Here is a 13,925-nt window from a genome sequence, read left to right on the forward strand (position 1 = left end):
AAGTGCTCAGCGAGCAGGGCAGTGAGGCTAGACTGAGGGGGTCGGCTCCGGGTGTCTTTCATCGCAGAAAACACCGTACTGGAGCCGACTCCTCATGCCTTGACCTGACTTTTGACCCCCAGAGAGGCGGGTGACACCATCGAGCGTGCTATCGAACCGCTCACCGACCAGAGCAGACTGGGTGCCGCTGATCTTGGCGACGACGCCCAATTCCTTTTCGTAGACGGCCGCGATGCGGGCCGGTTCCACGAACACTTTGTCAATCGCCAGGTAGGTCACCAGCGGCAGCGCCAGCGCGATCATCCACGCCGCCAGGAAACTCCCAACGCAGAGCCACACCACCTTGGTTTGTCCCCAGAGCGTGAGGGCGACCCCAATGGGGAAGAGGTAGATCCCAAAGAGCACGGTCATCCCCGAGATGTAGATGATGGTGGCGTAGGCGGAAATGAGGCCCTGCATCAGGGCCAGGGAAAAGTTCAACTTGGCCCCGATCCTCGCCATCGTGCCCGCTGCCTTCTTCCCCGCCTCCTTGAGTGCCGCGCCTCCAGTGCCCTTGGCGGTGGCCGCACCGACCGCCCGCAACTCGGGGGCCGCGAACGTTGTCGCGGTGACGGCGACTTTCCCCAGTACGCCGACCAAGATTTTGCTCGACTCTTCGAGTTTGGCATCCACCGCACCCGTGAACATGGAATTGGCCCAATTGACCGAGTTATTCCAACTGGTGAGCGCCGTGTAACTCACGCTCATATTGCTGGCGTTGTTAAACGAGATGCTCAGCAGAAACGAGACTGCCAGGGCTTGCACGAACACACCACGCTTACTCACTGAGTCACCGCTGGTCACGATGCTCCAGCCGCGAACCAGGAAGCCCAAGGTAGCGATGACGGTGGCAAGGGTCATGATGATGGTCGGTAAGCCAACCTTTTTAGCTTGATTCGCTGCCTCGTACAGATTGGAAGCTGGATCGCCCAAGGTGATTTGCTGGAACCGCTCGAAGGTGCCTACACTGCGGGTCACGTAGTTCTGAACGGCTTGGTGGGTGGCGTCAATGTCCGCCTCGACGTTCTGGGCCAGGCAGAGAGACAGCCCGACTAGGGGAAGCAGGGTGAAAAGCACCCTCAAACAGCGGTTCATGGGGCAACCTCGCTGAAGTCCACTCGTTCCTTCTGGCCGCCGAGCATGACGCTGGCACTGGCGTAAGCACCCATGACGGCCTTGCCCTGCTCGATGGCCGCGTCCACGTTCTCCTGGGCCAGGGTCTCGATCTCCCGGTTCAATTCCTCTTCCCGGCTCAACATCTCCTCTTCCTGCTGCTTGCGTTCCAGCATCAGGGCGTTGTTGGTCATAACCTGCTGCTGCACCATTTCGCCGAGCTGGTTGAGGAGAGCGACGTTGAAGGTCGCGTCCTGCTTCATCTGCTCCGCATCCAGCCGCACCTGGAGTTCAGCCACCTCGCGGCCACTCACGGCGGTCGCCGCATCCCGCGAGAACGTATCTGCCCGGCCCTCCTGACCCGGGAGGCCCACAATCTCGGTCGCTGCCGCCAGGGCGGGCGCCGTATTGGCCTCCAGCGCCTTTGCGGCCTCTTCCTGGGCCTTCTTGGCGCGGTAGGCGGCCTCCAACCCCGCGCTTGCCTCGATGGCATCCTGAAGACGGGCGGTCCGGTTGCTGAGGGTAAGGTTGGGGTTGGAATTGATCGCCGTCTGGGCCACACCCCCGGCCGTGTCGGGCGCCATGCCCTCGTTCAGGTCTCGGCGGTTTCGCATGATCTCGCCGACGGCCCCGTACATCAGTTTGCGGAAGTCGGCATACTCGCCTCGCAGGGCTTCGTTCAACTGCTCGGTGTAAGCGTTCAAGGCGCCCGCTCCCATGTACTCGCCCAACTGACCCAGGTAGTCGCTGGCGTACTTGCCAACAACATCCTTGGCAAAACCCGACCAGTCGCCATTGATGATGTTGTCGGTGATAAAAACGTGCATGGTCCGCAACTGACAGACCCAGCGCAGATTTTCGCCCGTGTCAATCGGCACACCCCCCACGTTGTTCACCCTGCACGCCTGGCTCAACATTCCTCCCAGGTCATCCCAGCCTGCCGCCTGGGCGTGTCCGGCGCTGGCGAGAAGCAGCAGAACTCCAAGGACCCCCAGTTTCATACGACACTCCCGTGGGTCTCCAGAACGAGTCGCTTGACTCCCTGAATGACACCGCCGTGCTTCTCTATGTACCTGTCCTTTTTGGTGACTTCATCCTTACCACTGGCAAAGAGTGCCAGGCCGAACTTGCTTTCTTCGACCTGAATAATGTCGCCCACACGCTCACCCCTGTCGTCTTCTCCACCCTGCTTGATGAGCAGGGCAAATTCAGCATGTTTGCCGTTGATGGTGGTCAGCTCCGGCAGCTTCGTCTCCATGACTTTGGGCAGGCTGAGCACTTCCACCACGCCGGGCGCTTCTCCTGTTCGCCTGGCTACGGAGCTGGAGTAGCCCCCAACAAACAGATGTGAAAAACTGTCTTTGAGGCTGCCGAAATACTGGGAGGCGTGGGGGTCCTGTGTAGCGATCCCAAAGCTCACCCCGAAGCTGCGGAACACGCGCAGCATTTGCTTGATGTCTGCCACCTCTTCGGCCGTCTGAATTTGATTCTCAAACTCGTCAATAAAAATGAATTTGTGGATTTCCTGGGCGTAACTCTTTGCCGTATTCCACATGATTCCCTTGACGATGTGATGGGCAACCCGGCGCATGAGGGTGTCGGTCTCAGGAATGCCATAGGTGTTGAGGTAGATCAGTCTGGATGTGATTTTCTTGTTCGACTGACAATCAATGAAGGGGGCCAGAGGACTTGAACCCAGAGCCTTTCTCAGGCGAATCGAAACGCTTCTTGCCGCCGCGAGAACGGCAGGCTCCATCTTCTGCCCGGTGTCGGTATAGCTTTCAATGGTATTGAGCATTCTCTGAAAGTCGCTCATCTGTGGCCGACGGTCTTCCTCCTTAAATTGCTTATAGGTGGCAAGAATGGCTTGAATGATGGCAACGTCTTCATAGTCCTTCTTTTCCACATCAGAGGGACTTTTCACGAAAATACGGATAAATGCATTCAGGGAGGACACCTTCTGCCCATCAGGCTCAAAGACACCCTCCTCCAGATCAAAGATGTTGAAGCGAGTTTCTGAATCATAGCCAAAATTGATGATCTCGCTATCGGCCCCCGATTCTCTCAATGCCTTGAAGAAATATGCGAAGTCTTGTTTGGCATCCGACACCACCAAGACAGCATCCTTGTACTTGGTCAGGTGTGCCCCATAAAGACTTTGCGCCAAGACCGTCTTGCCGGAGCCGGGAGGGGCGAAGATGGCGAAGTGCGGAGTCTTGGTCAGCGGAGTGAACAGGTCAAATTTGACGAAAGACTTGTCACGACTCTGAAAAGTAATCGCCCCCGACTCAAAGCCTTTCCAAGGAGCAATGGGAGGGAAGAGGTCAATGATGTTGGACGTGTAAGGCTTGAAAAGAAAGTTGGATTGCTCGGCCGTGAAGGGGGCAAGCGCCAGGTATTGGAAGGTGGACTGGAAGCCGTAGCTGATGGGTGCGCCTGCGCGCAGGCGGACAATGTTCCCGCGTGCTTTGCGCTTCATACGCTCCAGTTCCTCAGCGGTGCTGGCGACCAGCACCACGCTCACCGCTGCCTCGAACCGGCTCTCCACGCTGTCCAACTTCTGCGCGGCTTCGATCTCGTCCAGCAGGTTTGCGGCCCGCCCATTGGGGATGACGCCCGGCGCACGCACCCGCGTCCAGAGGTCGGTCTTCTTCTTCTCCAGCTCGTTGGACACGTCGTAATCGTTTTCCCGCGTGGCCTCGACGATCACGTAGTAGGTGCCGTGCAAGCCGTCGGTGATGTGCCCCAGGTAGCCGGTCTCGGTGTACTCCGGCAGGCGAGCCAGGCTCAGCACCTCGACGTACTGGTCCCCGAGGATCGGGCCGGAAGCCTGAAGGTTGTCCACCCGGGTCGAGGTCAACTGCCGGATCAACGTCTGGTGATCGGGCCGTCCTCGCCGGATGCTGTGGATCTGGCGCTCGGCCTGGGGGATGAACGCCGGGGGGGTCGGCCAGCCGGGATTGAGGTAATAGAAGCACTCACCAAACACGTCCTGCCCGGTCATGGCCCTGGCGGCAAACCCGGCTGCCGCCATCTGAGCCACCGTCGCGGCCTGCGCGGCCTGAGCGTTCAGGGTGGCCTGCTGCACCTCCTGCGGGCTGGGCGGCTCGTCCATGCTGAACCGCGCGTCCGCCGTCGGCGTGACCGTCACGGTGGCGAAGAACTTCCAGTGAGACACCTCGCCGTCCAGAATCTTCCGCTCCAGCATGGCCGCCCGTGCCAGGGTCAACTCCCGCAAGACCGGATCGGCGCACCCGTCGGCGTAGCGCCGGGTTTCCTCGATCTCGTCCTCCAGCGCACTTCTCAGGCTGGTGTAGGTGCGGAACGTCTCACCGTCTGGAATCGCCAGATCAAACACGGTTTTCAAGGTGTGCTGACGCCCCACCAGCTCCTCTTCAGTGAAGTGAATGTGCGAGGGCGGCTCAAAGTACACCCCGTAGACAAGCCGCCCGTCCTGAAGAACCATGATGTTTTCCTGGATGTCCCAGTAGGGAAGCGTCTTGCCAAAAGACACGCTCCCCTTCGGGCCTTTACTCCGTTCCCGCTTCTGCTTGCGTCCGAACACGCCTCCTCCTGACTGGCCGCTTGGTCCTCTGCATCCTCACGGTGCCCGCCGCCTTGACCACCGCGTGGCCGACCTGCATCTCACGGGTGATCAGCAGCGGCACGGGCCTCTCGTCTACATCGGGCTCGTAAGAATCAACCCCACCAAACCACCAGTTCACCGAATGCTCGACAATTCCGGGATAAGGCATGAGTCGCCTTTTCACGGCGAAATTGATCATCCAGGCCAGGGCGACCATCACGAGCGTGAGAAGCAGCTTCGGGGCAGGACTTACGAAAAGCTTGCCCGCCAGAATGGTGGACAAGTAAAAAACGCCACCAATCACGATGAGGTCGCTGACGTCGAAGTAGGAAATGAACCCGAATCGCCCGCTGGTCATATAACAGCGGTGACGAAGCGGATTTCTTTCCCCCCTGGAGGCGTCTTGGCTCAAGATCGTCTCTGTCTTACGCGCAGGCCGCACCGAAGAGGGCCGTGGACACTCCGGCAGCGACAAGAATGATGACGACGCCGATGATGCCGCTCTTGAAGCTCTGGAAGGCATTCATCTCGGCAAACACTTTGTTCCAGCCGAAGATCAACAGGAGCGCGGCCCCAGCGACGGCCACCAGGGCGGGGCTGCTCAACACATTGACGAAGTAGCACCCCAGGCGCGTGAAGACGGTTTCCGGGGTGCCCCCCGTGGCTCCTCCCGGGGTCCCTCCGGTCTGTGCCAAGGCGCTTCCCATCACGGTGAAGACGAACAGCATGAAGACGGTCTTCTGGAGTCTGAGCTTCTCGGTCATTCTGACCCTCCTTAAAAGGACGTACCGAATTCGGTGACTCCCCGCGTCCGGCGCGGCTGATAGTAACATAACTATCAGCCTGTCTGGTAGGGTTGTCCCATGCCGAGAACAGAGCTCCCCAACGGTGCGGAACTGCCGGAAACCCCCTCCTCGGACGCCCCCCAGGAAGGCGACAACACGGCGCAGGAAAGAGCCGACCGCGCGGCCTCCAGCGCCCTCTCTTGGAAGGCCGTCAAGGAACGCTTCGAGCCCCGGGTGGAGCAGGAAGGATTCGACCTGCCCGAGCCAGACAGCCCGGAGTTTCCCTACTTCCTGGCGAAGCTGAACGCTGTCAATCCCTCCCTGACCCGCGAGCTGGTGAATGAGACCCGGCGCCTGCGCCGCGAGGTGGACATGCCCTCGCCCCGGGCGTCCCGTCGCCGCGAGCGAAACCGCGCCACGCGGCGCATCCTGTTCATGCGGCAGACCCCAGATGGCCGCTGGGTGTACGACAAGGACAAGGCCCCGGTGTACGGCATGACGGCCCTGCTCCTCGTCGGCGGTCTGATGACGGCCGTGTACGCCCTGCCACGCCTGAACGGTCAACCGGCGACCTCTGCCAGCGCAGCCGCAGCTCCCGTGGGGACACCTGAGCCTGCCGGGGTGCAGGCGCCCGCCAACCAGGCAGAATCGGAAGCCGCACTGGAGAGGTCGCGGGAGGAGTTGGCCCGGTTTCGGCGGGAGCGGTCAGCGCGCGAGGCCGCCGAGCGGGCCGCTCAGCGGGGGCTCACAGCGGACAACGGCGCGGCCACCTCCTCGACCACCAAGATCAAGCCCCTTGGTGGCGAGGAACCCAATCCCCCGGCACCACCGGCCACGCCTACCCGCACGGTACAGACACCGATCACACCGGCTCCTTCGGTCTACACGCCGGTCCCCCGGCCACCACCTGCACCTCAACCCGTCTCCACGCCTGCCCCGGCTCCTGCCCCCGCACCCGTGCAAGTAACGCCACCCGCGACCCCTCCGCCTGAGCCTGCACGAGCTGCACCGGCACCCGTCCGCCAGGCGGCCGTCACGACACCTGCCCCCACGCGCCGGGCGGCTCCCGTGACACCTTCTTCACCGGCACCCGTCCGCAGCGCCGCCGCCACGCCTTCACCCGCTCACAGGGCGGCCAGCGTGCCACCTTCACCCACCCGCAACGCGGCCGAGGGCGCGCCAGTGCGGACCCCGGCTGCCCCACAGCCTGAAACCCCGGATGTGAGCGCGTCCTTCGGGGCACTCCCCGTCATGCCCCCCCCTGTTGATCCTTCCCCCGTCGTCGCAAGCCCCTCCCAGGACACTTCTGCTGCCCCTGTGAGCTCTGCGGCCTTCGGCGGTGTGCCGGAGTCCGTCGCCATCCCCGGCGCGAGCGCGGCGCCGGAGGCTCCCAGTCCCCAGTTTGCGAGCGGGCTGGTCTACGAACGGGCCTCCCAGTCCACCGCTGTCCCCGGCGCCGCCTCCGGTGCCCTCCCGGCCGAGACGCCCTTCGGCAGCAGCACCACCAACCCCGCCTCGCAGATCGGGGCGACGGGTCCCTTCACGCCGCTGCAACAGGTTCCGGCAACGCTGATTACAGCCATCTCGGCTCTGAACGGGGCCTCGGTCCCTGCGGTGGCGGTCACGGCCGACGGAGGCTCCTTTATCGGAGTGGGGACGATCAACGCCACCCTGGCCCGGGTGGACATGACCTTCCGGCGCTACGTGGCGTCGGACGGGAAGGTGTACGCCGTGGACGCCATCGCCTACGCCCAGGAGGCCGCTGGGCTGACCCAAGGGCTGCGCGCCGAGATTCGGCCCGTCGCCCCGACCCTCGCCCTCGACGCGGCTCAGAACAGCGCGAACGCCCTGAACACCTTCGTCCAGAACGCGGCGAGTGCCGCCGCCAAGGGGGCTCAGGGCAACAGCGTAGCCATCGGCGACAACCTGACGATCTCCGGCCCCTCGGCGGCCAGCCTCGCTCAGACGCTCCTCGGAGGGCTCGGCTCGACCTTCCGCCTGCCGGAGAACACCCAGACCATCTCCCGCATCGCCAACGTGAACGGCGGCACGCCCATGACCGTCATCGTGGGCCTGGGGGGTGAGGGACGTTGATGCTGCAAACCCTCGTTGCGGCCCTCTGGCTCGTCGGGGCGGTGGTGGCCGGTGGTTTGGCTCTCCAGCGCTTCTGGCGGCTGGGGTTGCCCGCTCCCACCGAAACCGTCATCGCCATGACCTTAGCGGTTTCCTTCTCCTACTTCTGGCCGCGTATCCGGGGCTTTGTCGCCCTGCCCTCAGTGTTCCTGGTGGTGATGGCCGTCGCGCTGGTCCTGGCGCTTATCACTTTCCTCTTGCCAATACTTACCAAATTTCTATTTTTGAGGAAAAGTTGACCTGGCTCGACCCAGTCATGCTAACTTTATGCCCAAGCGTTTCTAATTTCCAGCGTTATCATCTACTCTGGGCGCAAGAGGAGCATTAAGTAGTTTTATATTGTCCCTGCCCACTATATTAGGAACTTCCTGAGGCTCATTTCGTAGTGATTCGACTAATTCACGAGCTTTTTCTTGAATACGCTTCTTATCTCCGAGGGTCAGTTCTGGAAAGTTAGTAACTGTTAGTGTAACAATAGAACGCCATAGGGCTAGGCGCCAATCCCTATCGTCTGGTTTAGGGTCCGACTCTTTTGCAAATGCGGTGATTACAAGTTCTTGTATAGTCTTCCAGCCAGGTAAGTCTTCCAAACGCTCATTTGGGTAGCTTCTTATAGCGGAGACACGCAAAACCATGTACGAATGGTTAATTACTTCGCGTTCTATATCATCCTCGTCCTTATGTAAAAGCAAGTTTTGCTCATCATCAAATCGTAGTCTTTCTTGAATCAACCTATTATTGGGGTTATGTGCTATAATGATATAGCGACCAGTTAAATGGGCCTCCTGTCCTTTTGGTGACAGATCTGCCTTATAGACTAATTGTGGGACCTGTTCATCTATACTAAATATTTTTTCTATTGCTTGGCCGTATTGACCAGCGATAGTTGTAGCAGTGCCCAAGTTAACTATAGGAATCAACTTTTGTACAGTGTTAAGAATGTCAATAACATTATCTAATAGAGAGTTCGATTTTGCTCTGAGAAGTGCAGATGTTATACTTACGGGTGTGCCTTTATATGGCACAAGGGAACACACAACAGCTTCTCCAAAGGATACTTTCTCTACACTTAACTTTTCAATATCTGCCATCGATGGCAGAAGACCATACTCTCGATCTTCGTGTCGAACGGAGACGCTTAATACGGGTAGAAACTCAGCGAAGAGTAAACGAGTATCCGTGATGCGTACTGCTACAACACTAACATTTAAATAGCCATCATTGACAATTTGTTGATTCCCGTCTTTTCTATGAATCGGTTGATGTAATGTGATGGGACGATCCTGATGGTCATTCTGATCGATTCCCGAAACCTTGATGATTTCATTGAGAACATCCATCATACCCATGCCATTACTCCTCTTACAAATAAGGATCGGCGAAAGTGATGACTCTTATCTTTAATATACGTCTTAATAAGTGTGCAAATTTTACAAATCCGCTTATCGTGTGCCTCCAAAATCTCAAACTTCTTTGGCAAAAGTGAAGATTAGTAAGAGTATTTGGATACGCGCCAATACTGTTCCACAAGTCCCTGTATTTGGCCGATCTCCTTCACCCCCCTCATCACGGCAAATTCGCCCCCCTTGAGCACCAAGATGACGGCTTTCCCCTGCACGATCACCATGCTCCCGGTAAACCGGCTGGGCAGGGTGTTGACCTGGGCACCCAGCGCCTTGAGCGGCTTCATATTCGGGGCACTGGCCGGGTTGGTGAGTACCCTGACCGTGATTGCCTTTTGCTGGAGCCGGGTCAGGATACCCCTCTGAAACTGTACGCTGCCGAACTGTTCCCCGTACAGGTCCACCGGCCCCTTAAGCAGCGCGAGGACCACGTTTACGTCGCTGGTACGCTCCATCCTTGGGGCAGAGTCCTGGGCCTGCTGCGCGGCGGCGCCCACGAGCGCAACGGCGGCACACACGGACAGAATTCGTTTCATTTGGTGACCTCGCCGTAGCTCGCGGCGGGGACACCCTGCACGCGGGGGACCTCGTACCCTTCGCCCACGCTGACCCAGGTAAAGCGGGTCTGCGCTCCCGTGTAGGGCAGACCTGCGGCGAACTCCCTCAGCAGCATCGGCGCGGGCACCGGGACGGGCGTGGGGCTGGGAAGGTAAACGTTGGCCCCGGACGCCATGTAGATCATCTGGCGCAGGGGCTTTGCCGAGGGCTCCTCGGGCAGCAGTCGGGGCCTCACCTCGTTCCACGCCTGGAACAGGTTGGTGTACCCGAACCGCTCGTAGGCCAGGGGGTTGTTGACCGGGAAGCGCCGCTTGAACTCCTCCAGCTTCCACACGCCGGGGGGGTTGGGCAGCCCGAGCACGTCACCCGTCTTGGGCAGCAGGTGCGCTCTGAGGGGCAGGGTAGGCCCGGTGAGGCCCTGGAGGTAGTAGGGGTAGGCCGTCCCCCGGAACACCCCACCGAGTCGGCTTCCTGCCTCCTGCGCCTTGTCCTTCAGGAAGGTCAGGTCCGGCTTGAGGCTCATCGTCGGCGCCACCACGGCGTCCGTGAGGCCCGACCACATCAGGGGGAAGAACTTGGGCGAAGGGGCCAGGGCCTTGAGCACGTCCTCGCCGTACTCCTTCAGATAGTCGCTGTGGGCTTCCTTGACGGCCTTGTTCACGCGCTGCACCGCCAGGTCGTGCCGGAAGCCGATGGGCTTGGGCGCGAGCGGGTTCAGGCTGGCCTCGGTGCCCTCGATGCAAAATAGCTTCGCCCCGAAGAGGTAAAAGCACGTCCCGGGCAGGTACATGATCGTCAAGTCCATGTCCAGCCCCGCGCAGTAGTCCTTATTGGGCACCTGGGGGATGAGGCCGTAGGTGTCCAGCCTCAGCCGGTCGCCTGGTGCCTGCTGGGGAACCTTGCCCGCGAGCTGCTGGGGATACATGCTGTCGTCCACGTTCAGGACGACCTCGGCGGGCCTGGTCTTGTCCTGGCCGGTGCTCCAATCGAGAGAGCAGTGGGTGAGCACCATCGCCGGGTTGTTCAGCCGGGTCATGGCCCGCCAGTAGTAGCGGTCCTCCAGGCGCTGCCACGCCGCCCGGAGCCGGGTTCCCACCTTGACCGTCTCGGTGTCCAAACTGTAGGGCGCGGTGAATTCGTAGTTCTGACAGGACCGCCGCTCGTTCCCCTGCTGAGAGGTGTTCTGCGCGGCGCACTTCTGGTAAGCCCGCAGCGCCTCGACATTGATGAACCAGGCGTGGGGAACGGGCGTCGTCTGGGTCACGGAGTAGACGTTGTTCCGCTGGCTGTAGTCGGGAGCTTCTTCAGCGTGCGCGACAGCCCCCAGGCTCAGGAAAAGGCCCACAAGAACGGCTTTTTTCATGGTTTGACCGCTACTCCGACGTACTTCCGGGCGAGGGGCTTCTGGGCCTGGGTGTCCACCGGCAGCACCTCGAACAGCAGGACGGGCGTGCCAAAACCGCTCAGACTGGCCGCGCTCAAGGTGGCCGTGCCCTGGGCGCCGCTGGCTGTCACCCGCTGCGCCGTGCCCGGCGAGAGCGGCACGTTTTCCGGCATCTTCTGGGCGGTGGCCCGCACCGTCGCCCTGGGCATGAGGATGTACGAGAGGTTGTCCCCGCTGGCTGCGTCCGTGATCTTGTACGTCAGGGTGCGGGTGGGGCCAGTCTGACCGGGGGCGATGGTGACCTCAATGCGTAGACCGCCCTGCACGCTTGTACTCCCCGCCCCACGAGCTGCGGGGGTGGTGGCGGGGGCCGCAGGAGGCCGGGAGGGCGTCTGCGCCGGGAGGGCTGGAGTGCTGGGACGGCCCGCGCCCGCCCCGGGCCTCGTCGGGGCTGAAGTGGCCGCCACGGGCCGGGGTGTGGCAGCGGGCGGGGGGGGAGTCACCGTCGTTGCCGGTCGTGCCGGGGTGCTTGGGCGGGGGGGGCTGGGCGCGGGCCTCGCCGGGGCAGCAGTGGCCGCCCTTGGCCGTGCTGAGGCGCTCGGTGCGGCTGCGGGCGTCGGGCCTGATGTGGCCGCCCCGCGCGGCGCGGTGGGTGCCGGTGCGGCAGCCTGCGTCTGGGGCGTGCCCGTGATGGTGTACTCGCGCACGCCGCTCGTGGCTTTGGAAAGTTCCACCGTCATCTTGAGGACGACCGGCGTGCCCGCACTCACCAGTCGGATGTTCAGGCTGGCAAACCCTCCCGGCTTGAGCACATCGAGGTAGATCACGCGGCCGTCGCTCTTGTCCACGGTGGGCATCAGGGCCGCCTGTTTGCTCGCGTTCACGCCGACGTTCTGGACCTCGCCGGGCAACGTGATGGACACCTGATACTCGCTGCTCGCCACGATCCGGCCGAGCTTGTCGTTGGTCAGGTCATTCACGGTGAATGTCCGCTGGACCCCCTGCTGCACGGTCCCCTGGCGCTGGGCCTCCGCACCCCCTCCCAGCGTCAAAAGCATGGCCGTCAACGCCGCCACTTTCACTCTTCCCATAGGCTGATATTAACATAACTATCAAAGGGCCGCGCTCCACGGCGCGACCCCGAAAAGCGTCTAGGACGGCTTAAAACCCGATGACTCCCGGCTCCTGCCCCTCGTCCTCGTCGCCCTGATCTTCGGCGGCCTGCGGTTGAGGATCAGGCTGCTTGGGCAACACGCCGCCCTGTGGCCGGGCCTTGAACTTTTTCTTGTTCCTCTTATCGCCCTGGCCCTCCGGGGGTAGGGCAATTTTCAATTCGGGGAGTGTGACGGCCTCCCTCACCACCTCGCCCTTTTCAGGCAGCTCGGGCAGGGGGAACGCCCCCGCGACCTCGAACGCCTTGAAGCGCCAAGGCTCCAGCCGGTACGCCAGGATCGGCGGAAGCTCGTTGGAAATGACGACGCTCTGCGTGGGGGGCAGTTGCCCAAACTGGCTGGCCGTGATGAGTTCACGTGGGACCAGGCGCACATTGGTGTTCAGCTCGTGCCCGTGCTCCTGTTTGCTGATGCCCCGGTCCTCCACCATGTACTCCCCACAGGAACTCGACACGAAGGCGGCGGTACTCTCCTTGTCCGCCTCGTTCCGGTCCACGGACGGCAGGAAAATCTTGGTGTGGACGTTATCGAGCAGGGTCGTCTTGCCCGCCTTGCCCCACCTGTCCGTCATCTGCGAGATGCTCTGCACGTACACGCACAGGTAGATGCCGCGCCCCGAGACGGTGGAGCTGTAGTCCGGCAGGAAGTGAGGAGTGGCGCGGTAAGCCTCGTCCATCACGCCGAGAATTTTCTTGCCCTTGGTGCTGTAGTGAAGCACGTTCATGTCGTATTTCCGGGTAATGGCGCGCACCATCGAATCCACCACGAGGTTGAACAGCGGGAGGGTCATGTCCAGTTCGGACTCGCGGAACACGAGGTAGACCGTCACCTCACTGTCCATCAGGTCGGCAGCCTTAAAGTCGTTCCCACCCGTCATGTGGATCACGCCATCCGTGGTGAGGTACTGGGCAGCCGTGATGAGGCGCTGCCACGAGTTGTTCAGGAAACGGTCGCCCCCCGCCGCCTCCCAGTCCAGCTTGTCCGGGTCCTTCGAGAGGAAGGCGTTCAGCCACTTGGTAATCACGCGGTCCCCCAGCGCGTGAAGGGACAGCGTAGCTCCCTTGATGCCCTCCGGGTGGTAGAGCAGCGCGTCCAGCGTGGGAATGACCGGCCACTTCTTCACCTTGGCCGCCCGAATGATCGCAGCCAGAACAGCGGAGGCACGTTGGGCGAAGATGGCGTTCTCTCCGTCCTGATTTGGATTCATAAACGCGGTGGCCGCACTGAAAATTTGTTCGTCGGTCTCAAGCTCGGCAAAGGGGTCGTACTGGTGACTTCTCTCCTGGGTACTGGGGTTGAGAATGAACACCTTCTGCCCGAGAACGTCCTGCCGATAGCCTGCGGTCGCTTCGGCGATTTCCCCCTTGATGTCCACGACAATCGCCGAACCCCTCCAGAGGAGCAAGTTGGAAGTGATGCTCAGGCCCTTGCCCGAGCGGTTCGGGCCGACCCAGAGGAAGTGTCCCAGCTCCTGCTTCCCCGCCGAGCCCGGACGGACGGCCAGGAGGTCCTTGTAGGCATAACCGATCATCACCCCGTCACCGGCAAGAGGGTCGTTCGTCAGGGATTTCAGTTCGTTCGACCCGGCAAAGTGGGCGTCGTAACGGGGCTCCGATACGGTGTCCTTGAAACAGTAGACGTACCATACGCCCGCAAGAAATGTGGCGATTGCCATAGGCCACAGCCGAAGCATCACAAGGTAGGTCGTGACGTTCGCAACGAGCATGGCAACGAAAAATCTGAGTATGAACC

At 61.2% G+C, this 13,925-nt stretch carries 12 protein-coding genes; 2 read left to right on the forward strand and 10 right to left on the reverse strand.

The window, feature by feature from the left end:
• Nucleotides 1-27: 27 nt before the first annotated feature.
• Genes F8S09_RS15390 through F8S09_RS15410 form a run of 5 tightly spaced genes read right to left on the reverse strand, consistent with a single transcriptional unit; the run spans nucleotide 28 to nucleotide 5,502 of the window.
• On the reverse strand, nucleotides 28-1,134 hold the full coding sequence (locus F8S09_RS15390; RefSeq protein WP_194165386.1) for a hypothetical protein: 1,107 nt from the start codon (nucleotides 1,132-1,134) through the stop codon (nucleotides 28-30).
• Complete coding sequence (locus tag F8S09_RS15395; protein WP_152872350.1) at nucleotides 1,131-2,153, reverse strand: hypothetical protein; 1,023 nt, start codon at nucleotides 2,151-2,153, stop codon at nucleotides 1,131-1,133. The genes F8S09_RS15390 and F8S09_RS15395 overlap by 4 nt, the downstream gene beginning before the upstream one ends.
• Entirely contained in the window at nucleotides 2,150-4,717 is a 2,568-nt protein-coding gene (locus tag F8S09_RS15400) for a VirB4 family type IV secretion system protein (RefSeq protein ID WP_152872351.1), read from the reverse strand. Before F8S09_RS15400 ends, F8S09_RS15395 begins: the two co-directional genes overlap by 4 nt.
• Nucleotides 4,683-5,150: a hypothetical protein gene (locus tag F8S09_RS15405; protein ID WP_152872352.1), complete on the reverse strand. Its 468-nt coding sequence runs from the start codon at nucleotides 5,148-5,150 to the stop codon at nucleotides 4,683-4,685. The genes F8S09_RS15400 and F8S09_RS15405 overlap by 35 nt, the downstream gene beginning before the upstream one ends.
• A 13-nt stretch (nucleotides 5,151-5,163) precedes the next feature.
• The gene (locus F8S09_RS15410; RefSeq protein ID WP_152872353.1) at nucleotides 5,164-5,502 is read right to left on the reverse strand and encodes a hypothetical protein; all 339 of its coding nucleotides are present in this window, start codon (nucleotides 5,500-5,502) and stop codon (nucleotides 5,164-5,166) included.
• Nucleotides 5,503-5,601: 99 nt separating this feature from the next.
• Here F8S09_RS15410 and F8S09_RS17755 point away from each other — a divergent pair, with 99 nt between their 5' ends.
• Together F8S09_RS17755 and F8S09_RS15425 are read left to right on the forward strand one after the other, a co-directional pair.
• The gene (locus F8S09_RS17755) at nucleotides 5,602-7,617 is read left to right on the forward strand and encodes a hypothetical protein (protein WP_194165388.1); all 2,016 of its coding nucleotides are present in this window, start codon (nucleotides 5,602-5,604) and stop codon (nucleotides 7,615-7,617) included.
• Nucleotides 7,617-7,895: a hypothetical protein gene (locus F8S09_RS15425; RefSeq protein ID WP_152872356.1), complete on the forward strand. Its 279-nt coding sequence runs from the start codon at nucleotides 7,617-7,619 to the stop codon at nucleotides 7,893-7,895. Before F8S09_RS17755 ends, F8S09_RS15425 begins: the two co-directional genes overlap by 1 nt.
• Nucleotides 7,896-7,937: 42 nt before the next feature.
• On the opposite strand, the gene F8S09_RS15430 is transcribed toward F8S09_RS15425, so the two are convergent.
• The 5 genes from F8S09_RS15430 to F8S09_RS15450 form a co-directional block, all read right to left on the reverse strand.
• Nucleotides 7,938-9,005, reverse strand: coding sequence for a hypothetical protein (locus tag F8S09_RS15430; protein ID WP_152872357.1), 1,068 nt, complete (start codon nucleotides 9,003-9,005; stop codon nucleotides 7,938-7,940).
• 140 nt (nucleotides 9,006-9,145) lie between these two features.
• Nucleotides 9,146-9,595: a hypothetical protein gene (locus tag F8S09_RS15435; RefSeq protein WP_152872358.1), complete on the reverse strand. Its 450-nt coding sequence runs from the start codon at nucleotides 9,593-9,595 to the stop codon at nucleotides 9,146-9,148.
• Complete coding sequence (locus F8S09_RS15440) at nucleotides 9,592-10,980, reverse strand: hypothetical protein (RefSeq protein ID WP_152872359.1); 1,389 nt, start codon at nucleotides 10,978-10,980, stop codon at nucleotides 9,592-9,594. Before F8S09_RS15440 ends, F8S09_RS15435 begins: the two co-directional genes overlap by 4 nt.
• On the reverse strand, nucleotides 10,977-12,092 hold the full coding sequence (locus tag F8S09_RS15445) for a hypothetical protein (protein WP_152872360.1): 1,116 nt from the start codon (nucleotides 12,090-12,092) through the stop codon (nucleotides 10,977-10,979). The genes F8S09_RS15440 and F8S09_RS15445 overlap by 4 nt, the downstream gene beginning before the upstream one ends.
• A 70-nt stretch (nucleotides 12,093-12,162) precedes the next feature.
• Nucleotides 12,163-13,848, reverse strand: a complete 1,686-nt coding sequence (locus F8S09_RS15450) for a type IV secretory system conjugative DNA transfer family protein (protein WP_194165389.1) — start codon at nucleotides 13,846-13,848, stop codon at nucleotides 12,163-12,165.
• Nucleotides 13,849-13,925 lie beyond the last annotated feature (77 nt).

The sequence above is a fragment of the Deinococcus terrestris genome (genome assembly GCF_009377345.1).
Taxonomy (GTDB): domain Bacteria; phylum Deinococcota; class Deinococci; order Deinococcales; family Deinococcaceae; genus Deinococcus; species Deinococcus terrestris.